The sequence below is a fragment of the Shinella zoogloeoides genome (assembly GCF_003574625.1).
In the GTDB taxonomy this organism is placed as follows: Bacteria; Pseudomonadota; Alphaproteobacteria; order Rhizobiales; family Rhizobiaceae; genus Shinella; species Shinella zoogloeoides_A.
In genome coordinates this window covers 141,885-159,109 of record NZ_QNUJ01000009.1, presented here as the reverse complement: position 1 = coordinate 159,109, position 17,225 = coordinate 141,885, and the positions used below count along the sequence as shown (strand labels likewise).

The 17,225-nt window shown below is 66.2% G+C and carries 17 protein-coding genes, 1 tRNA gene and 1 pseudogene; 12 read left to right on the top strand and 7 right to left on the bottom strand.

Annotation, left to right across the window (positions count from 1 at the left end; translation table 11 throughout):
- On the bottom strand, positions 1-1,011 hold the full coding sequence (gene obgE, locus DSD28_RS18555; RefSeq protein ID WP_119257904.1) for a GTPase ObgE: 1,011 nt from the start codon (positions 1,009-1,011) through the stop codon (positions 1-3).
- A gap of 85 nt (positions 1,012-1,096) precedes the next feature.
- On the opposite strand from obgE, the gene DSD28_RS18550 reads away from it, so the two are divergent.
- Entirely contained in the window at positions 1,097-1,957 is an 861-nt protein-coding gene (locus tag DSD28_RS18550; protein ID WP_119257903.1) for an endonuclease/exonuclease/phosphatase family protein, read from the top strand.
- 37 nt (positions 1,958-1,994) lie between these two features.
- Here the strand turns inward: DSD28_RS18550 and DSD28_RS18545 are convergent, their stop codons facing one another.
- The 4 genes and pseudogenes from DSD28_RS18545 to rplU all read right to left on the bottom strand — a co-directional run.
- A complete protein-coding gene (locus tag DSD28_RS18545; protein ID WP_119257902.1) occupies positions 1,995-2,585 on the bottom strand; it encodes a GNAT family N-acetyltransferase in 591 nt (196 codons plus the stop codon).
- Positions 2,582-3,214: a GNAT family N-acetyltransferase gene (locus DSD28_RS18540; protein ID WP_119257901.1), complete on the bottom strand. Its 633-nt coding sequence runs from the start codon at positions 3,212-3,214 to the stop codon at positions 2,582-2,584. The genes DSD28_RS18545 and DSD28_RS18540 overlap by 4 nt, the downstream gene beginning before the upstream one ends.
- 128 nt (positions 3,215-3,342) lie before the next feature.
- The gene (gene rpmA, locus DSD28_RS18535) at positions 3,343-3,612 is read right to left on the bottom strand and encodes a 50S ribosomal protein L27 (protein ID WP_119257900.1); all 270 of its coding nucleotides are present in this window, start codon (positions 3,610-3,612) and stop codon (positions 3,343-3,345) included.
- An 88-nt stretch (positions 3,613-3,700) separates the two neighbouring features.
- Positions 3,701-4,012 (bottom strand): annotated as a pseudogene (gene rplU / locus DSD28_RS18530) (50S ribosomal protein L21); the annotation flags it as partial.
- Between the two features lie 330 nt (positions 4,013-4,342).
- Between rplU and DSD28_RS18525 the strand changes: the two are divergent.
- A tRNA-Ser gene (locus DSD28_RS18525) sits at positions 4,343-4,432 on the top strand.
- Positions 4,433-4,565: 133 nt separating this feature from the next.
- Complete coding sequence (locus DSD28_RS18520) at positions 4,566-4,781, top strand: hypothetical protein (RefSeq protein WP_119257898.1); 216 nt, start codon at positions 4,566-4,568, stop codon at positions 4,779-4,781.
- Positions 4,782-4,870: 89 nt separating this feature from the next.
- Here DSD28_RS18520 and DSD28_RS18515 read toward each other — a convergent pair whose 3' ends face one another.
- Positions 4,871-5,932 carry a class I SAM-dependent methyltransferase gene (locus DSD28_RS18515; protein WP_119257897.1) on the bottom strand — a complete coding sequence of 354 codons (1,062 nt, stop codon included), beginning with the start codon at positions 5,930-5,932 and terminating at the stop codon, positions 4,871-4,873.
- Between the two features lie 211 nt (positions 5,933-6,143).
- Between DSD28_RS18515 and DSD28_RS18510 the strand changes: the two genes are divergently transcribed.
- On the top strand, positions 6,144-7,766 hold the full coding sequence (locus tag DSD28_RS18510; protein WP_119257896.1) for an ABC-F family ATP-binding cassette domain-containing protein: 1,623 nt from the start codon (positions 6,144-6,146) through the stop codon (positions 7,764-7,766).
- A gap of 94 nt (positions 7,767-7,860) precedes the next feature.
- On the top strand, positions 7,861-9,069 hold the full coding sequence (locus DSD28_RS18505) for a TIGR03862 family flavoprotein (protein WP_119257895.1): 1,209 nt from the start codon (positions 7,861-7,863) through the stop codon (positions 9,067-9,069).
- Positions 9,070-9,078: 9 nt separating this feature from the next.
- Here the strand turns inward: DSD28_RS18505 and DSD28_RS18500 are convergent, their stop codons facing one another.
- Complete coding sequence (locus tag DSD28_RS18500; protein ID WP_119257894.1) at positions 9,079-9,864, bottom strand: IclR family transcriptional regulator; 786 nt, start codon at positions 9,862-9,864, stop codon at positions 9,079-9,081.
- A 221-nt stretch (positions 9,865-10,085) separates the two neighbouring features.
- Here DSD28_RS18500 and DSD28_RS18495 point away from each other — a divergent pair, with 221 nt between their 5' ends.
- The 7 genes from DSD28_RS18495 to DSD28_RS18465 are packed head-to-tail and all read left to right on the top strand — an operon-like array spanning position 10,086 to position 17,202.
- Positions 10,086-11,156, top strand: coding sequence for an ABC transporter substrate-binding protein (locus DSD28_RS18495; RefSeq protein ID WP_119258017.1), 1,071 nt, complete (start codon positions 10,086-10,088; stop codon positions 11,154-11,156).
- A 19-nt stretch (positions 11,157-11,175) separates the two neighbouring features.
- Positions 11,176-12,684: a sugar ABC transporter ATP-binding protein gene (locus tag DSD28_RS18490; protein ID WP_119257893.1), complete on the top strand. Its 1,509-nt coding sequence runs from the start codon at positions 11,176-11,178 to the stop codon at positions 12,682-12,684.
- Entirely contained in the window at positions 12,681-13,646 is a 966-nt protein-coding gene (locus tag DSD28_RS18485; protein WP_119257892.1) for an ABC transporter permease, read from the top strand. Before DSD28_RS18490 ends, DSD28_RS18485 begins: the two co-directional genes overlap by 4 nt.
- Positions 13,643-14,584, top strand: coding sequence for an ABC transporter permease (locus tag DSD28_RS18480; RefSeq protein WP_119257891.1), 942 nt, complete (start codon positions 13,643-13,645; stop codon positions 14,582-14,584). Before DSD28_RS18485 ends, DSD28_RS18480 begins: the two co-directional genes overlap by 4 nt.
- On the top strand, positions 14,581-15,516 hold the full coding sequence (locus DSD28_RS18475) for an amidohydrolase family protein (protein WP_119257890.1): 936 nt from the start codon (positions 14,581-14,583) through the stop codon (positions 15,514-15,516). The genes DSD28_RS18480 and DSD28_RS18475 overlap by 4 nt, the downstream gene beginning before the upstream one ends.
- Positions 15,509-16,819: an alanine racemase gene (locus DSD28_RS18470; protein ID WP_119257889.1), complete on the top strand. Its 1,311-nt coding sequence runs from the start codon at positions 15,509-15,511 to the stop codon at positions 16,817-16,819. The genes DSD28_RS18475 and DSD28_RS18470 overlap by 8 nt, the downstream gene beginning before the upstream one ends.
- Before the next feature lie 38 nt (positions 16,820-16,857).
- Positions 16,858-17,202, top strand: coding sequence for a RidA family protein (locus DSD28_RS18465; RefSeq protein WP_119257888.1), 345 nt, complete (start codon positions 16,858-16,860; stop codon positions 17,200-17,202).
- The last annotated feature ends 23 nt before the right edge of the window (positions 17,203-17,225 follow it).

The following is a 17,225-nucleotide window of genomic DNA, read 5'->3' as shown; positions in this document are numbered from 1 at the left end:
TCAGTCGTCGGATCCGGAATTCTTCGCTTGAACGATGATGTCGCGCACCGCGCGCAGCGTGCCGATCATGCCGACATTGGCGACCGCGGAAAGCTGCAGCGGCGTCTGCCCGCAGGCCTTCGCCAGCGCCTTGGACTTCTTCTTCAGCTCATCCTCGTCGAGCACGTCGATCTGCGACAGCGCGACGATCTCCGGCTTGTCGGTGATGCCGCCGCCATAGGCCTCCAGTTCGCGCTTCACGGTCTTGTAGGCCTTCGCGACATCCTCCTCCTGCGCGGAGACGAGATGCAGCAGAACGCGCGTGCGCTCGACATGACCGAGGAAACGGTCGCCGAGACCGATACCGTCATGCGCCCCCTCGATAAGGCCCGGAATGTCCGCAAGGATGAATTCCGCGCCGTCGATGGTCGCGACACCGAGATTCGGATGCAGCGTCGTGAACGGATAGTTGGCGATCTTCGGCCGGGCGCGCGTGCAGGTCGCAAGGAAGGTCGACTTTCCGGCATTCGGCAGGCCGACGAGGCCGGCATCGGCGATCAGCTTCAGGCGAAGCCAGATCGTCTTCTCCTCGCCGGCAAGGCCGGGATTGGCCCAGGTCGGCGCCTGGTTGGTGGCCGACTTGAAATGGGCGTTGCCGAAGCCGCCATTGCCGCCGGCGGCCAGCTTGAAGCGCTGTCCCTCGGTCACAAGGTCGATGATCAGCGTCTCGTTGTCTTCCTCGAAGATCTGCGTGCCGACCGGCACCTTCAGCGTCACGCTGGCGCCGTTCGCGCCGGTGCGGTTGCGGCCCATGCCGTGCGTACCGATGGACGCCTTGAAGTGCTGCTGGAAGCGGAAATCGATCAGCGTGTTGAGGCCGTTGACGGCCTCCACCCACACGTCGCCGCCGCGCCCGCCGTCGCCGCCGTCAGGGCCGCCGAATTCCACGAATTTTTCGCGGCGGAACGAGACAGCCCCTGCCCCGCCGTCGCCGGAGCGGATATAGACTTTTGCTTCGTCCAGGAACTTCATTGGCTCGCCGTTTGCTTTACTTTGATCGTCATGGTCATTTTGCCGTCTTCGATATAGCCGCTTCCCGCAGAGGTCAAAGACTATCGTGAAATTCGTCAGCTACAACGTCCAGTACGGCATCGGTCTCGATGATCGCTTCGACCTGCCGCGCATCGCCTCCAGCATTCACGGCGCCGATATCATCGCCCTGCAGGAAGTGACGCGGAACTTCCACCGCAACGGCCATGTCGACATGGTCGCCGAGTTGCGCACGCTGCTCGCCAACCACTATTCCGTCTTCGGCCCGGCCTGCGATCTCGATGCCGGATCGGCGATCGAGAAGGGCCGGGTGGTCAATCGCCGCTTCCAGTTCGGCAACATGATCTTCTCGCGCTGGCCGATCCTCTCGACCCGCACGATCCTCCTGCCGCGCACGCGCACCCTCGACAAGCTGAACCTGCAGCGCGGCGCGACCGAGGCGGTCATCGCGACGCCCGGCGGGCCGATCCGCGTCTATTCCGTGCATCTCGATCACGTCCACCGCGACGAGCGCATCGCGCAGATCCGCTACCTCAAGGACCGCGCCAGGCTCTACGGCGACGAGGGCGGGGCCATTTCCGGCGCGCATGAATTCGGCCTTGCCGAACCGCTGGCGCCCGACGATTACGTGCTGATGGGCGACTTCAACATGGTGCCGGAATCGCCGGAATATTGCGAGATGGCCGGCGGCGTCGATCCCCTCTACGGACGGCAGATCCGCGCCACCAACCCGGTGGATGCGCTGGCCGGCCTCGGCAAGCGCCATGCCGGAAGCTTCAGCTGGATCAACCCCAAGGACCATGCCGACCGCATGTTCCTCGACTACTGCTTCCTCAGCCACGGCCTCGTGGAGCGGCTGACGGATGCCTGGGTCGATGAGACCGCCTTCGGCTCCGACCATATGCCGGTCTGGTTCGAATTGTCCTGACATGGAAGCGGGGCGGAGCGATCCGCCCCGTTCTTTCTTACTGCCGCGGGATTGCCGGGCGGAAGTCGCCCGGCTCCAGCCGCGTCTCGATATGCGGGACCATCGAGCCCCGGGCGACGCAATAGAGGTCGCTGCATCCGGTGATGCGGAAGCCCGCCTTCTCCTGGACCCTCAGCGAAGCGGGGTTGTCGGCGAAGACGCCGGAATGGATGTCCGTTCCGGGCATGCGCGTCATGAACCGCGCCGTTGCCGCGTGCACCGCCTCGCTCATATAGCCGCGCCGCCAGTAGAAGCGGTTCAGCCAGTAGCCGAGATGCCATTCCCCGCCGAGCCACTCGAAGGAGACGCAGCCGATATGCACGTCGTCGCCGGTGGTGATGGCGAAGGCCCAGCCCTCGTTGAGATCGGTGGTCGCAATGGTGAGCCATTCGGCCGCATCCTGCCGGTCATAGGGGGCGGGGGCCCGCGCCAGCATGCGCGAGACCTCGAAATCGCCGAGCGACTGGGCGATGGCATCCGCATCGGACATGCGGTGCGGACGCAGGGTGAGGCGCGCCGTCCGGATGGTCGGGCCGGGGCCGGGGCCGGTAACGCGCTCGCGGTCCCTCTGGGTCTGCATGGCGTTCATCGCATGCCTCCCCAGCTCTTCAGCGAAACCCAGGTCTTGCGGTCGAGCCTGTACCATTCGACGGGCACCATGCCGCCGACGGCGAGGCTCTGCACCATGCCGGTCGCCTGGAACTGGAAGCCGCACTTCTGGATGACCCGGCGCGAGGGGATGTTCATGACCCGGCAGCGCGCATCGATCTGCTCGACATCGCGGGTGCGGAAGACCATGTCGATCAGCGCATGCGCCGCCTCGGTGACATAACCCTGGTTCCAGTAGGGCTCGCCCAGCCAGTAGCCGAGCTCGACCGTGCGTCCGTCCTCGTGCGGTTCGATCCCGCAGCAGCCGAGGAAGGCGCCGTTGTCGGCTTTCGTAATGGCATAGACGCACTTGCCAATCGCGCCGGCGCGTGTGCGTCGCACGAAATCAGCGGCGTCCGCAACCGTGTACGGGTGCGGCATGCGGGCGACCATGTTGGCGATGTTGGCGTTGTTGGCAAGATGGGCAAGGGCGTCGATGTCGTCTTCGTGCGGGGCTCTCATGACGAGCCTCGGCGACAGCAAGATCGGGCAATCGGTCCTCGACCGTTCAGGCCTCAGCCTTTCCTTGGGAGACCTTGATTGGTCTTCCCGCAACAATTCGGTCTGCATGGCTCGTTCCTCCAGAACGGAAAAAGGGAGATAAGGACTTGCCTCATCTCCCTTTTTTTCCTGCAGGTCCGAAACCTGTAGCGTCAGCCGGGTCGATGAGACGCCGGCTGTTTTAGAGCGCTACCGGCTTATTCCGCTGCTTCCGCTTTCGGCATTACAGACACGTAGACGCGACCGTTGGCCTTCGTACGGAAATTCACATTGCCAGCTGTAAGGGCGAAGATCGTGTGATCCTTGCCGAGGCCGACATTGGCACCGGGATGCCACTGCGTGCCGCGCTGACGGACGATAATGTTGCCTGCGAGGACGGCTTCGCCGCCGAACTTCTTCACGCCGAGGCGCTTGGACTGGGAATCGCGACCGTTGCGCGAGGAGCCGCCAGCTTTTTTGTGTGCCATGGGAGTTCTCCTTTACCTGTCCGGATTATTCGGCTGCTGCAACGGCTTCGGCTTCAGACTTCTTGGAAGCCTTCTTTGCCTTGCCGCCGGCTGCCGCGATCTCGACGATACGGACAGTCGTGTTGTGCTGGCGATGGCCGCGCGAGCGCTTCGAGTTCTGGCGGCGGCGCTTCTTGAAGGCGATAACCTTCTTGCCACGGCCATGCTCGACGACTTCGGCGGTCACGACGGCGCCTTCGACGAAGGGCGCACCGATCGTGGCATCGGCGCCGACGCCGACCATCAGCACTTCGGTGAATTCGATCTTCGCACCAGCTTCGCCGGACAGCTTTTCAACCGTCAGGACGTCGTTGGCGGCCACGCGGTACTGCTTACCGCCGGTCTTGATGACTGCGAACATTTTATATCCTTTCATGTTCGTGCCGGCTCTTTGCCCTTGAGGGCACGGCCGTCTTTTTGTCAGTCGCTACGAATGGAGAGGCATTGGCGCCCCGCCGGTTAGGTCGGTTCCTGCCGGCATGATCCCCGCGAAGCGAGGAAGTACGGCACAAAGAACCATCGTCGCGGCACAGGTGAGACCTATGCCACTGCACCTTGCGCAATAGGTGAGCCGATGAAAACTGTCAAGGAGATTTCCGTCACCATTGCAATTAGATGCTTTCTGCCCCCTTGCGCCCCCGCCCGACACCCGCTATGTACCGCCCCGCGCTGAAGGCGCCGACCGACATCCGGAGAGGTGGCAGAGTGGTCGAATGCACCGCACTCGAAATGCGGCATACCTGCAAGGGTATCGTGGGTTCGAATCCCACCCTCTCCGCCATAAGTTTCCAATAGATCGATATTTTTCCGAACGAGACGGGATGGCTCTCCGATCCGTTGCGCGAGTCTGGCGCTCGATCGGCGCGAGGGCTACACTGCTGCTGACGAGAACCGATGCGCAGCGAGGTGATGCCATGGCGATGTTCACGGTCACGACCGGCATTGAAGTCGAAGCGGATACCGCCGAGGAAGCCGCGCTGATGATGTATCGCGAACTCAGCAGGGACCCTGTGCCGGTCACCTATCGGGTCACCGACGCGAAGAACATGACGACGGAGCTGGTGCTCGATCCGGAAAAGGCGGAGGAATACGCGCTGACCGATCACACGGCGGATCCCGGCAACTGGTGAGGGTCTTCATCGGCTGTTCCGATGGCGATGGGTGTTCTTCATCCGCCTTTTGCGGATAGACGCTCTTCACGCGTGGCGATTGCCGCCTTTCAAGCCTGCACCTCGAATACCATGTTGAACGGCGTTTCTGTTGCCCGGCGGAAACGGGTGAAGCCCGCATCGAGCGCGACCTTGCGAAGGCGCAGTTCCCCTGCCTGTGCGCCAAGCCCGAGTCCCACGTCCTGGGAGAGCGAGGCGGGCGTGCAGATCATTGTCGATGCGCCGTAATAGACACGGCCGACCGGGTTGAGATTGTCCTTGAGATGATCATGCGCGAATGGTTCGACGATCATCCATGTTCCGTCCGGGGCGAGCGTTTCTCGCACGTGTCGTCCGGCGCCCACCGGGTCGCCCATGTCATGCAGGCAGTCGAACATCGCGATCATGTCGTAGTCGCGGCCCGGAAACTGCGCTGCCGCGCTCTGCTCGAAGGTGACCCGATCGGCCACTCCGGCCTTTTCGGCCGCTGCCCTTGCCCTTTCGATCGAGGGGCCGTGATAGTCGAAGCCGAGGAATCGAGATGCCGGATAGGCCTGTGCCATCAGGATGGTCGATGCGCCATGGCCGCAGCCGACGTCGGCGACACTGGCGCCTGACCTGAGTTTTTCCTCGACGCCGTCGAGGGCCGGAATCCATTCGGTCACCAGATGGCTGTTGTAGCCGGGACGGAAAAACCGTTCGGTTCCGCGGAAAAGGCAGGTGCTGTGCTCATGCCAGCCGACGCCCTTGCCGGTGCGGAACGCGTCGGCGACCTTCGGTTCGTCCACCCACATGGACTGGACGACCTCGAATGCGCCGACGAAAAAGGCCGGGCTGTTCTCCTCGGCAAATACCATCGCTTGCTCCGGCGTCAGGCTGAAACGGTTCGTTGCTTCGTCATAGTCGATATAGTCGGCGGCGGCCTGAGCGCTGAGCCATTCCTGCAGGTAGCGCTCCTTCAGCCCGGTTTTCGCCGCAAGCTCCCGGGCGTTTACCGGCTCGCCGTCGGCCATCGCCCTGAAAATACCCACCTGGTCGCCGAGCACGACCAGGGCGCCCGTTACCGCGGCGCCGATATCGCCGACGAGGCGGCCGACGAGCGTGTCGAGTTTCTGCATATCCGGTTCACGCATGGAAGCCTCCCATGGCCAGGACAGATTCTTAATTTTAGGATAATTGAATATAACATCAATCGAGACCGGTGGTCCAGCGCGCCGCGCGGGCAGGGGTCTCGCGCACGAGATACGGAGCCGGCACATTTCATGGAGATTCGCCGCCGCACCCGCATGGACTTGCCGCACTGCCTCGTGGCATAGGGCGCGGGACACGACGAGGCTTCCTTCCATGATCCGCATCGAGAATATCAGCAAGTCCAACAGCCACCGCATCCTCTATATCGAGGCCTCCGCCGCGCTGAACCGCGGGGAGAAGATCGGGCTGGTCGGGCCCAACGGGGCGGGTAAGACGACGCTCTTCCGCATGATCACCGGGCGGGAGCTACCGGACGAGGGGCAGGTTTCCGTCGAGAAGCATGTCTCCATCGGCTATTTCAGCCAGGATGTCGGTGAGATGGCGGGGCGCAGCGCGGTCACCGAGGTGATGGACGGGGCGGGGCCGGTGAGTTCCGTCGCGGCGGAACTGCGCGAACTCGAGGCGGCGATGGTCGATCCCGACCGGCTGGACGAGATGGATGCGATCATCGAGCGCTACGGCGAGGTGCAGGCGCGCTACGAGGAGCTCGACGGCTACGGGCTGGAGAGCCGGGCGCGCGAGGTGCTGGCGGGCCTCAGCTTCAGCCAGGAGATGATGGACGGCGACGTCGGCAAGCTTTCGGGCGGCTGGAAGATGCGCGTGGCGCTCGCCCGCATCCTGCTCATGCGGCCGGACGTCATGCTGCTCGACGAGCCGAGCAACCATCTCGACCTCGAAAGCCTGATCTGGCTGGAGCAGTTCCTCAAGGGCTATGACGGCGCGCTGCTGATGACCTCGCACGACCGCGAGTTCATGAACCGCATCGTCAACAAGATCATCGAGATCGATGCCGGCTCGCTGACCACCTATTCCGGCGACTACGGCTTCTACGAGCAGCAGCGCGCGCAGAACGAGAAGCAGCAGCAGGCGCAGTTCGAGCGCCAGCAGGCGATGCTCGCCAAGGAGATCAAGTTCATCGAGCGCTTCAAGGCGCGCGCCTCGCACGCCGCGCAGGTGCAGAGCCGGGTGAAGAAGCTCGACAAGATCGAGCGCGTCGAGCCGCCGCGCCGGCGCCAGACGGTGATGTTCGAATTCCAGCCGGCACCGCGCTCGGGCGAGGACGTGGTCAGCCTCAAGAATGTCGGCAAGGCCTATGGCAGCCGGGCGATCTACGAGGATTTCAGCTTCCTGATCCGCCGCCGGGAACGCTGGTGCGTGATGGGCATCAACGGCGCGGGCAAGTCGACGCTGCTGAAGCTCGTCGCCGGTGCCGCGGTACCCGATGCCGGTAGCGTGACCATCGGGGCGAGCGTCAAGGTCGGCTATTTTGCACAGCATGCGATGGATCTCCTCGACGGCGACCTGACCGTGTTCGAATGGCTGGAGGCGGAGTTTCCGCGGGCGGGGCAGGGGCCGCTTCGCACGCTGGCCGGCTGCTTCGGCTTTTCCGGCGACGACGTGGAGAAGAAGTGCCGGGTGCTGTCCGGCGGCGAGAAGGCGCGGCTCGTCATGGCGGCGATGCTGTTCGATCCGCCGAACTTCCTCATCCTCGACGAGCCGACCAACCATCTCGATCTCGACACCAAGGAGATGCTGATCAAGGCGCTGTCGGAATACGAGGGCACCATGCTCTTCGTCTCGCACGACCGCCATTTCCTCGGCGCGCTGTCGAACCGGGTGCTGGAGCTCAACGGTGACGACATCCACCAGTATCCGGGCGGCTATACCGAATATGTCGCCCAGACCGGGCACGAGGCGCCGGGCCTCGCAGGCTGACCTGTCGCCGCCGCCGCGATTGCGTTATGACGGGCGCATCGGCGGCAATGTGGCGGTGGACCGCTCTATCGAAATGTCATTGCGCGGGAACAGGATGGCAAAGCGGATCGGGATCGTCGGCGGCGGGCCGGCCGGGCTGATGGCGGCAGAGATGCTGTCCGCGCGCGGCCATGCCGTGACGGTGCTGGAGGCGATGCCGACGGTCGGGCGAAAGTTCCTGCTCGCCGGCAAGTCGGGCCTCAACATCACCCATTCCGAACCCTATGAGCGCTTCGCCACCCGTTTCGGCGCGGCGAACGGGCATCTGCGCGCGACGCTCGATGCCTTCCCGCCGGACGATCTGCGGGATTGGGCATCCGGGCTCGGCACGCAGACCTTCGTCGGATCGTCCGGCCGGGTGTTCCCGACCGTGATGAAGGCCTCGCCTCTGCTGCGCGCCTGGCGGGCGCGGCTGGAGGGGCAGGGGATCGATATCCGCGTGCGCCATCGCTGGACGGGCTTTGCGCCGGAGGGGCTGGCGGTCGAGACGCCGGACGGTGCGGTGACGATGGCCTTCGATGCGATCCTCCTGGCGCTTGGCGGGGCGAGCTGGCCGCGGCTCGGCTCGGATGCCGCCTGGGTTGGTGCGCTTGCCGAAAGGGGCGTCGATATCGCGCCCTTCCGGCCGGCCAATTGCGGTTTCGATGTCGAGTGGCCGGCGTTCTTCGTGGAGAAATTCGCGGGCGCGCCGGTCAAGGGCGTCACGGCGCGCTCTGCGGCCGGGACGATCCCCGGCGAATTCGTCATCTCGGCCTCGGGCGTCGAGGGCAGCCTGATCTATGCCCATGCGGCAGCGCTCCGCGATGCGCTGGACGGGACCGGGACGGCGATCCTTACGCTCGATCTCGCGCCGGGCCGTACGGTGGAGCGGCTGGCCGCGGATCTCGCCCGGCAGGGCGGCAAGGCGAGCTTTTCCACCCGGCTGCGCAAGGGCGCCGGGCTCGACGGGGTCAAGGCGGCGCTGCTGCGGGCCTGCATTCCCGATGCGGCCGGACTGGCTCCCGCAGCTCTGGCGGCGGCGATCAAGGCGGTGCCGCTCCGCCCCGTGCGCCCGCGGCCGATTGCCGAGGCGATCTCGTCGGCGGGCGGCGTGAGGTTCGACGCCATCGACGAGGGCTACATGCTGAGGGCGCTGCCCGGCGTCTTCGTCGCGGGCGAGATGATCGACTGGGAAGCGCCGACCGGCGGCTACCTGCTGACGGCGTGCCTTGCCACCGGCCGTGCGGCCGCGCTCGGGATGGATCGCTGGCTATCCAATAAATAATAGCCCGTATCAGGCGCGTTTCGCCCGTGCCGGCATGTGGCCGAGCGTGGCGGCGGCGTCTTTCAGGCAGGCGAGGTAGCGGTCGCGGTTGGCAAGGCCGTCGGCGCGCGGGGCAACGAGGCAGAGCGTCGCCATGGCATGGCGCTCCTCATCCATGACGGGCACGGCGAAGCAATGGGTGAAGCTGTCGACGATGCTGTTGAAGGTGAAGAAGCCGTCGGCTGCCGATTGCCGTACCTCGGCGAGGAATGCCTGCGGATCGAGCCATTCGCCGCTCGGCAGGCGGAAATCCTCCGGGGGGATGAAGGCGAGGATCTCCGCATCCGTCATATGCGCGACCAGCAGGCGGCCCGAGGCGGTCCACGGGATCGGCACCGACTGGCCCATGTCGGTGGAGATGCGGAAGGGCCGGGCGCCCTCGCGCATGCGCACGACCGTATATTTGTTGCCGTCCAGCATGCAGAACTGCGCGGTTTCGCGTGTCTCGTCGGCAAGCCGGTCGAGCGCCGCCTCGCATTCGCGGGTAAAGTCGAAATGGTTCTCGTAGGCCGCGCCGAGGAAATAAAGCTTGCGGCCGAGATAGACGCGGCCCTCGCCGCCGGTGAACTCCAGGATGCCGTTGCGCAAGAGGAGGTTCACCAGCTCGTAGACCGATGAGCGCGGCGCGCCGATCTGCGCGGCGATCTCGTTCGGCTTCAGCGGCTGGCGCTTCTGGCGCAGGAAATCGAGGATCTCGAAGGCCCGGTCGAGCCCTCTCGCCCGCTTGCCGCCTGCTTCGTCCGCAATCGCATCCATGCCTGTCCATCCTCTTTTGTCGCGCCAGCTTGTCACGCCGGCCGCGGCATCTGTCAATCCGCTCGTTTTCCGTCCCCGCCAGGGAAATTTTCACGCCCCTCTTGCGGGGCGGAAAAATCGGCATAAGATCGCGCCGTCCGCTATAAAGATCATATGTACATTATATTGGACATAAACGGATGGCAAGCCCGTTCCTGCTGCCGCACAAAAAGGGGATCGACATGAACAATTCCAAGCACCGCCCGTCCGCCTCGCTGCGCAGCCGCCTTCTCGCGGGTGCCGCTGCCGCCGCGGCTCTCCTCGTCTTCGGCGCCGGCACGGCGTCGGCTGCCGCCAACTGCATCAAGGGCGATCGCAAGGCGCCCTACACGATCGGCTGGGCCAACATCTATTCGGTGCCGACCTGGATGAAGCAGACCGAAGGCACGATTGCCGCCGAGGTCGAGACGCTGAAGAAGGACGGCCTCGTCAAGGACCTGATGATCACGGACGCGCAGGGCAACGCCCAGACGCAGATCCAGCACATCCAGTCGATGATCGACGCCAATGTCGACGCCATCGTCGTCATCGCCGGCTCGTCCAACGCGCTCGACCGCGTCATTTCGGATGCCTGCGACAAGGGCATCGCGGTCGTGAATTTCGACAGCCTCGTCAACACCGACAAGGTGACGGCGAAGATCAACACCGATTCCAGTGAATGGGGCGCGGGCGCCGCCAAGTGGCTTGCCGACCAGCTCGGCGGCAAGGGCAAGATCATCGTCATGAACGGTCCGGCCGGCATTTCCGTCAGCGATGACCGCCGCAAGGGCGCCCAGCCGGTGCTCGACGCCAATCCGGGTCTCGAGATCATCACCGAGACGAACACCGAATACAACGTCGCCCCGGCGCAGGAAGCGATGACGAGCCTGCTCTTCGCCAATCCGGAGATCGACGGCGTGCTCTCGCTCGGCGGCGCGCTTTCGGCCGGTTCCGTCATGGCCTTCGACCGCCAGGGCCGCGAGCAGGTTCCGATCACCGGCGAGAATGCCCGTCAGTTCCTGGAACTGTGGAAGGAAAAGGGCCTGAAGGGCTGGGCGACGATGCAGCCGAACTGGCTCGGCGCGCTTTCCGTCTACACGGCCGTGCAGGCGCTGGAAGGCAAGGACGTTCCCGCCTTCATCAAGGTTCCGCTGCCGGTCATCGACGACAGCTCGATCGACAGCTACCTCGCCCGCGCCGACCAGTTCCCGGCCGACGGCTACATCTATTCGGATTACGATCAGGCGCTTTTCGACAAGCTGATCGCGCAGTAAACCCGAAGAGGACGCCGTCATGACGGAACCAAGGCCCCTGCTGGAAGCCCGGCAGGTGTTCAAGGGATTTTTCGGCAATCCGGTTCTGAAGGGTGTCGATATCGCCCTTCTGCCGGGCCGGGTTCATGCCCTGCTCGGCGAGAACGGCGCGGGAAAATCCACGCTGATCAATCTGCTGTCCGGCGCTCTCCAGCCGGACAGCGGCACGATTTTCGTCGACGGCAAGCCGGTCGGGCGCTTCAGCCCGGCCGCCGCCCGCGCGGCCGGCATCGCCGTGGTGCAGCAGGAACTGAGCCTGACGGCCGACCTGTCGATCGCCGAGAATATCGGCCTCGGCGCCTTCCCGCGGCGCTTCGGCCTCATCGACTATGCCGCGCTCCATCGCGGCGTGCGGGAGGTTTGCGACATGGTGGGTCTCACCGAGCCGCTCGACATGCCGGTCGCCGACCTCGCGCTCGGCCGCCGCCAGATGGTGGAGATCGCCAAGGCGCTCTTCCGCAAGCCCCGCGTGCTCATCCTTGACGAGCCGACCTCCTCGCTCTCCGCCCATGAGGCCGGCATCCTCGCCCGCCTCATCGAGATGCTGCGCGACCGCGGCACGGCGCTGCTCTATATCTCCCACCGTCTCAACGAGGTGCAGGCGCTCTGCTCCCACGTCACCGTGCTGAAGGATGGCGGCGTCACCGCCGACCAGTCGCTCGCCGGCATCGACGGGGAGGGGCTGGTGCGCCTGATGGTCGGCCGCGAGACGGGCGATCTCTTCCCGCCGCGCACCGTTTCCAATCCCGGCGCGCTGCGCATCGGCGTCGAGGGCTTTTCCGCCGGCCTCGTGCGCGACATCGGCTTTTCCGCCCATGCGGGCGAGATCGTCGGCATCGGCGGCCTCGTCGGGCAGGGGCAGGAAGACCTGCTGCTCGGCCTTTACGGCGCAATTCCCGCAAGGGCCGACAGGGCCGAGGTCTCGGGCAGGAGCGGCCTGCCCGCCCATGTCGAGGCGGCCAATGCGGCCGGCATCGTCTATGTGCCGGCCGACCGCAAGCACGAGGGGCTGGTGCTGCCGCATTCCATCGCCTCCAACCTCATCCTGCCCTCCCTCGGTCGGCTTGCGCGCGGGGGCCTGCGCGACCGGGCCGCGGAAACCGGGCTGATCGCCGATCTCGCCTGCCGGCTCACCATCAAGGGCGACGTCGCCCGCCCGGTGCAGGCGCTTTCGGGCGGCAACCAGCAGAAGGTGGCGCTCGCCAAGTGGCTGCCGCTCGACCCGTCCGTGCTGCTGCTCAACGATCCGACGCGCGGCGTCGACATCGAGACCAAGCGCGAGATCTACCTCATGCTGCGGGCCTTCGCCGCCGAGGGCCGGCTCGTCATCCTCGCAAGCTCCGATACGCCCGAGCTGGTGCATTTGTGCGACCGCGTCGTGGTGCTGCGCGAAGGCCGCGTCGCGGCGACGCTGTCGGGCGACGCCATCAGTGAAGAGGCCATCGTCGGCGCGGCCATGGGCATCGACAGAAAGGGAGCGGCCGCATGAGCACCGTTTCGTCCTCCGGCTGGCTCTACGGCGCCGTCCAGTGCCGCCGCAACCGCGGCCTCGGCGGCCTCTATCTCGTCGTCGCCGCCTTCCTGATCCTTTATGCCGTGCTCTTTCCGGGCATCCTTTCCGTCGGCGGCTTTTCCAAGTTCACGCAGAACTGGTTCCCGCTGGCGCTCGTCACCATGGCGCAGGCGCTGCTGATGCTGAACGGCGGCATCACGCTCGCCATCGGCCCGCTCGTCAGCCTCGGCGCGGTCATCGCCGCGACCACCATGGAGGGTGTCCTCGGCGTGCCGGGCGGCTTCCTCGCCGTCGCCTTCACCGGCCTTGCCATCGGTGCCGTCACCGGGACCATCGTCGCGCATCTGCGCCTGCCGGCGATCATCGTGACGCTGGCCGGCTCCTTCATCATCACCGGCGTCGCGCTGATCCTCCTGCCGCGCCCGGGCGGCTTCATTCCCGGTTGGCTCTCGACGACGCTCGCCGGCCACACGCCGGTCGCCTTCCTGCTGCTCGTCGTCATCCTCGTGCTCTGGAAGGCGTTTCTGGCAACGCCGCTCGGCCTCGGCATCTATGCGGCGGGCGACAATCCCGTCGGCGCCTTCCGCTCCGGCGTTCCGGTCGAACGGGTGAAGATCGTCTCCTTCGCGCTTTCCGGCCTGCTGGCGGCGCTGGCCGGCCTCTTCGTCGCGGCGCAGACCGGCTCGGGCGACCCGGTCATCGGCAATCCCTTCACGCTGAACTCGATTGCCGCGGCCGTGCTCGGCGGCGTCGGCTTCCTCGGCGGCAAGGGCACGATGCGCGGGGCGATCTGCGGCAGCCTGCTGCTTTCCGTCATGATCAACGTGATGTTCTTCCTCGGCTTCCCGCCCGTCGCGCAATATGTCGCGCAGGGCCTGATCATCGTCGGCGCCGTCGCGGTGCCGGAACTTCTCGGCGTCTGGAGGGCAAGGCGATGAATGCAGTGCGATCCCTGTTCCGCAACCCGCCGCTCCTGACCTTCGTGCTTGTGGCGCTCGTCTGGCTCGTCGCCGGCCTCACGCTGCGCGGCTTCGGCGCCTACGGGCACCTGCGCTACCTTCTGGAGCTTGCCGCCGTCATCGGCATCGCGGCAGCCGGCCAGACGCTCGTCATCCTGATGGGCGGCATCGACCTTTCGGTCGGCGCGGTCATCACCGTCACGGCGATCCTCCTGCCGCTGATCTCCCCCGCCTGGGACCCGACGGGCCTCGTCGGCATCGTCCTTGCGTTGGCGATTGCCGCCGGCATCGGCTTCCTCAACGGCGCGGGGGCGGCCTATCTCCGCGTGCCGCCGATCATCATGACGCTCGCCATGGCGACCTTCCTGCAGGGCCTGCTCGTCATCGTCGCCGGCGGCAGTGCGGTCACGGTCAGCAATCCGGCGGTCATCCTGCTCGGGCAAGCCCGGCCGCTCGGCGTTCCCGCCGGGGTGATCCTCTGGGTCGTCGTCTCGGCCACCGTGCTGCTGCTCATCCACCGCATGCCCATCGGCGCGCGCTTCCTCGCCCTCGGGGCCAATCCGCTGGCGACGCGGCTTTCCGGCGTCAGCGTCACGCGCAACACGCTGATCCTCTATGCGCTTTCCGGCTTCTTCGCCGGCCTTGCCGGCATCCTGGTGCTCGGCATGAACCGGCAGGGCTATGTCGGCATCGGCGATCCCTATCTCCTGACATCGATCGCGGCCGTCGTGCTCGGCGGCACCTCCATCCTCGGCGGGCGCGGCACCTATGCCGGCACCATTCCGGGCGCGATCCTGCTCGTCACCACGACGGCGCTGATCACGGTGGTCAATGCCTCGCCCGGCTGGCGCTCGATCATGTTCGGCACGCTGATCCTCGCGCTGCTGCTCATTTCCGGCCGAGAGGCGCGGCGATGACTGTGCGCTACGGCGGGCCGGTCATCGACCCGCACCACCATCTCTGGGACCTTTCGCTCGGGCGTCATCCCTGGCTGGAAAAGGCGCGGGCGACCGGCGGCGAGATGGTCTATGGCAGCCTCGCGCCGATTCTGAAGGACTACGGCATCGCCGAATATCGCGCCGATGCCGTGCGGCAGGACATCGTCGCCACGGTGCATGTCGAGGCCGGCTGGTCGGATGCGCATCCGCTGGAGGAAAGCCGCTGGCTGGACGGGTTCGACCGTTCCTGCGGCATCGCGCGGCGCTATGTCGCCCGCGTCCCCCTCGACAGCCCCGATGTCCTTCGCCTGCTCGAAACGGAGGCGGCCAATCCGAACGTCGTCGGCATTCGCGACATCGTGAGCTGGCACCCGGAGCCGGCGAAGAGTTTTGCGCCTCGTCCGTACCGCATGGCCGATCCTGCCTGGCGCCGCGGCCTTGCCCATCTCGCCCGCCTCGGCCTCGTCTTCGACCTGATGCTCTATCCCTGGCAGATGGACGAGGCGGTCGATCTCGTGCGCGCCTTTCCCGACACGGTCTTCGCGCTCAACCATGCCGGCAGCCCGGCCGATCGCAGCGAAGAGGGCATGGTGCTCTGGAGGAGCGGCCTGCGGGCGCTCGGCCGCGAGCCGAACGTGCGGCTGAAGATTTCCGACCTCGTTGCCTATGACAACGATTGGACGCTCGAAAGCCTGCGGCCGGTCATCGAGCACGGGCTCGATTGCTTCGGGCCGGTGCGCGCGATGTTCGCCAGCGATTTCCCCGTGGCCGGCTTGCATGCTTCCTTCGATGAGGTCTACGCGGTCTTCCGCACCGTCGCCGCGCCGCTTTCGCTCGACGAGCAGCGCGCCCTCTTCTTCACGACCGCCAACGAGACCTACCGCCTCGGGATGGGAGAACACCATGTCTGACCTTCACGCCGCCACCGACAATCCGATGATCGACGACCGCACCCGTGGCTTTCCGCCGGGCCATGCGCCGCTTGCGCTCGACGCCATCGGCAGGCAGGGCTGGAAGCCCTTCGACGGCAGCATGGCGCTGCCGCTGATCTCGCTCGACCGGCAGGCCTTCGCCGCCAATGTCGACCTGATGATGGCCTATGTGAAAGGCCAGGGCGTCGAGATCGCCCCGCATGCCAAGACGCCGATGTCGACGGCGATTTCCGGCGCGCTGCTGGCCGCGGGCGCGTGGGGCACGACCGTCGCCGATATCCGCCAGGCTGCCGTACTGCTCAAGGCCGGCCAGCGCCGGCTGCTGCTTGCCAACGAGATCGGCGGCCTTGCCGCCGCCCGCCGCCTTGCCGCGTTGCTCGCCGGCTATCCGACGGCCGAGGTGCATATTTTTGTCGATTCGCTCCCGCTGGCCGAGGCGTTGCGCACGGCCTGGCGGGAGCGCGGCGACCTGCCGCCGCTCGGCCTTCTGGTCGAGTTCGGTGCCGGCCGCGCCGGTGCGCGCAGCGCCGAGGCCGCCGGGGCGATCCTCGACGCCATCCTTGCGGCGGAAACGCCAAACTTCCGGCTGACCGGCATCGCCGCCTATGAGGGCGCCGCCGCGACCGCCGATGCCGACGAGACGCTGAGCCGGATCGACGGCCTGATGCAACTGACGGCGGATTTCCTGCCGAAGGTGCGCGCCCGCATCGGCAGCGAGCGGTCGCTCTTGGTGACGGCGGGCGGTTCGGTCTTTTTCGACCGGGTCGTCGCCGGGCTTTCCGCCGCCGTCAGGGCCGATCCCGATTGCCGGCTGGTGCTGCGCTGCGGGGCGATCTTCTTCCACGACCACGGCATCTACGAGCGCGGCCTTGCCGGCCTCGATGCGCGCGGCGGCTTCCGCATCGGCAAGGAGGCCGCGTCGGCATCCGAGGGCTTCCGGCCGGCGCTTCGGGTCTGGGCGGAGGTGCTGTCGCGCCCCGAGCCGGGTCTTGCGATCTGCGGCATGGGCCTTCGCGACGTCGCCATCGACCAGGGGCTGCCGCGGCCGCTGGCGCTTTACCGGAACGGCGCGCGGCTTGGCGATTTCACCGGCGCCGAGGGGCTGCGCCTCAACGACCAGCACGCCTTCGTCGCCCTGCCGGGGGCAGGCGACGTTGCCGTCGGCGACGTGGTCGAGTTCGGTATCTCGCATCCCTGCACCTGCCTCGACCGGCACGCCATCCTCTACGGCCTCGACCCGGACCATACGGTGACAGTGGCCTATCTCACCAGCTTCGGCTGATCCTCCCCAAGCAAGCATAAAGAAAAGGAAAACTCGCGATGATCCAGCGTTACCAGAAGGGTTCGCGCATGAGCCAGGCCGTCAGCTATGGCGGTCTCGTCTACATTGCCGGCCAAGTCGCCGAAGACCGCAAGGCCGGCATCGAAGCCCAGACGCAGGACGTGCTCGGCAAGATCGACGCCCTTCTGAAGGAAGCCGGCACGGATCGCTCGAAGCTCCTTGCCGTCAATGTCTTCTTGCCGGCGATCGTGGATTTCGATGCGATGAACGGTGTCTATGATGCGTGGATCGATCCAGCCAATCCGCCGGCCCGCGCCTGCGTCGAGGCCCGCCTTGCCGATCCCGACCTGCGCGTCGAAATGACCGCCGTCGCCGCCCTCTGAGGGCGGCCCCTGCCCGGACTGGA

What these genes read in the sequence shown, in the direction of transcription:
- DSD28_RS18545 (WP_119257902.1), bottom strand. Translation starts at nt 2,585, where the DNA reads ATGAACGCCATGCAGACCCAGAGGGACCGCGAGCGCGTTACCGGCCCC.
- DSD28_RS18540 (WP_119257901.1), bottom strand. Translation starts at nt 3,214, where the DNA reads ATGCAGACCGAATTGTTGCGGGAAGACCAATCAAGGTCTCCCAAGGAA.
- DSD28_RS18470 (WP_119257889.1), top strand. Translation starts at nt 15,509, where the DNA reads ATGTCTGACCTTCACGCCGCCACCGACAATCCGATGATCGACGACCGC.
- DSD28_RS18475 (WP_119257890.1), top strand. Translation starts at nt 14,581, where the DNA reads ATGACTGTGCGCTACGGCGGGCCGGTCATCGACCCGCACCACCATCTC.
- DSD28_RS18485 (WP_119257892.1), top strand. Translation starts at nt 12,681, where the DNA reads ATGAGCACCGTTTCGTCCTCCGGCTGGCTCTACGGCGCCGTCCAGTGC.
- DSD28_RS18495 (WP_119258017.1), top strand. Translation starts at nt 10,086, where the DNA reads ATGAACAATTCCAAGCACCGCCCGTCCGCCTCGCTGCGCAGCCGCCTT.
- DSD28_RS18520 (WP_119257898.1), top strand. Translation starts at nt 4,566, where the DNA reads ATGGCGATGTTCACGGTCACGACCGGCATTGAAGTCGAAGCGGATACC.
- DSD28_RS18500 (WP_119257894.1), bottom strand. Translation starts at nt 9,864, where the DNA reads ATGGATGCGATTGCGGACGAAGCAGGCGGCAAGCGGGCGAGAGGGCTC.
- DSD28_RS18505 (WP_119257895.1), top strand. Translation starts at nt 7,861, where the DNA reads ATGGCAAAGCGGATCGGGATCGTCGGCGGCGGGCCGGCCGGGCTGATG.
- DSD28_RS18490 (WP_119257893.1), top strand. Translation starts at nt 11,176, where the DNA reads ATGACGGAACCAAGGCCCCTGCTGGAAGCCCGGCAGGTGTTCAAGGGA.
- obgE (WP_119257904.1), bottom strand. Translation starts at nt 1,011, where the DNA reads ATGAAGTTCCTGGACGAAGCAAAAGTCTATATCCGCTCCGGCGACGGC.
- DSD28_RS18515 (WP_119257897.1), bottom strand. Translation starts at nt 5,932, where the DNA reads ATGCGTGAACCGGATATGCAGAAACTCGACACGCTCGTCGGCCGCCTC.
- DSD28_RS18510 (WP_119257896.1), top strand. Translation starts at nt 6,144, where the DNA reads ATGATCCGCATCGAGAATATCAGCAAGTCCAACAGCCACCGCATCCTC.
- DSD28_RS18480 (WP_119257891.1), top strand. Translation starts at nt 13,643, where the DNA reads ATGAATGCAGTGCGATCCCTGTTCCGCAACCCGCCGCTCCTGACCTTC.
- DSD28_RS18465 (WP_119257888.1), top strand. Translation starts at nt 16,858, where the DNA reads ATGATCCAGCGTTACCAGAAGGGTTCGCGCATGAGCCAGGCCGTCAGC.
- rpmA (WP_119257900.1), bottom strand. Translation starts at nt 3,612, where the DNA reads ATGGCACACAAAAAAGCTGGCGGCTCCTCGCGCAACGGTCGCGATTCC.